The sequence below is a fragment of the Streptomyces sp. H27-H5 genome (assembly GCF_026627505.1).
In the GTDB taxonomy this organism is placed as follows: Bacteria; Actinomycetota; Actinomycetes; order Streptomycetales; family Streptomycetaceae; genus Streptomyces.
Window position 1 is genome coordinate 1 of record NZ_JAPNLK010000304.1, and the last position, 1,287, is coordinate 1,287.

General features: G+C 69.5%; 1 protein-coding gene. It reads right to left on the reverse strand.

Annotation, left to right across the window (positions count from 1 at the left end):
- Nucleotides 1-31: 31 nt before the first annotated feature.
- The gene (locus tag OTB19_RS42920; protein WP_267804287.1) at nucleotides 32-1,138 is read right to left on the reverse strand and encodes an IS630 family transposase; all 1,107 of its coding nucleotides are present in this window, start codon (nucleotides 1,136-1,138) and stop codon (nucleotides 32-34) included.
- Nucleotides 1,139-1,287: the final 149 nt, after the last annotated feature.

Sequence of the window (1,287 nt, forward strand, 5' to 3'; positions counted from 1 at the left end):
TGCTGCTCCGCGAAAGTTCGTGGAGGGGGGTTCAGGCTTCCTGGAGGGGGCTGGCGGCGTAGGTCCACTTGAAGGGGCGGGCGGTCTCGTTCCGTTTGATCATGTAGTCGTCCATCTTGGCGATGAGGTCGTCGCGGCTGGTGAAGTCGCCGTGTCGCAGGACACGGCGGGTCAGGGCGGAGAAGACGAGCTCGATCTGGTTGAGCCAGGAGGCGTGGGGTGGGGTCCAGTGGACGTGCCAGCGAGGGTGGTTGGCCAGCCACTTCTTGGTGTGGCGGGCGGTGTGTGAGGAGCCGTTGTCCAGGACGACGTGGATGTTCTTGCCTGGTTCGATCGTGGCGTCGAGCTGGTCGAGGAAGGCGGTGAACGTCGCCGCGGTGTTGCGGTCGATGACCTCGGTGAGGACTTCGCCGCTTGTCACGTCCATGGCGGCGACGAGGGAGGCGGTGCCGTGGCGGACGTATTCGAACTCCTGGCGCGCCGGTCGCCCGGGCTGTCCTGGTGCCGCCGGGGTGGCGGGCTGGGCGGGGTGCTTGCGGGAGCGGGCTGCGATCGCGGTCTTCTCGTCGATGGACAGCACGACCGCCCCGGCGGGCGGGTTGCGGTACAACTCGCAGATGTCGCGGGCGCGTTCCCAGAAGTCCGGGGTGTCACGACGGGTGAGCCAGCCGGTGACCTTGTGCGGCTTGAGGTCCAGGTCGGCCAGGACGCGTCCGGCCCACGAGGCGGAAACCGGGGCGAACACAGTGCCGCGGACCTGCTCGGCGATCGCGACGTGGGTCCAGGTCGCCGCGCCGTCGGGGACTTCGGCGGTGGCCGCGGCCACGACCGCGATGCGCACCAGGTCACCGTACTGACGCGGACGCCCCGAGCGGGCGGCGTCCAGCAATCCCGCCGGTCCCAGCTCGGCGTAGCGGCCCCGCCACTTGCGGACAGTGTTGATCGTCACGGACAGGTCATGGGCGATCTCCGCGTTGGACATCCCGTCCGACGCGGCCAGTACGACCCTGGCCCGCATCGCGTCACGCACCGCCGCCTTCGTGGACGCGGCCCGCTGTTCCAGCAATGCCCGCACGTCAGCGGCAAGCTCGACCGGTACTGCCCGCATCACGCTGTTGACCTGCCCGTTTCCCCACATGATCGAAGATCATGGCGGATCGTGGCCCGGGGCGGCACGATGGGGTCGTGCCCAAGAACCCGCCCGACTCCACGCAGCACCACCTGCGACACCGGCTGACCGTCCACGCCCGCGCCCTCTGGCCCCAGGTCGAGTCCGTGCAGGTCCGA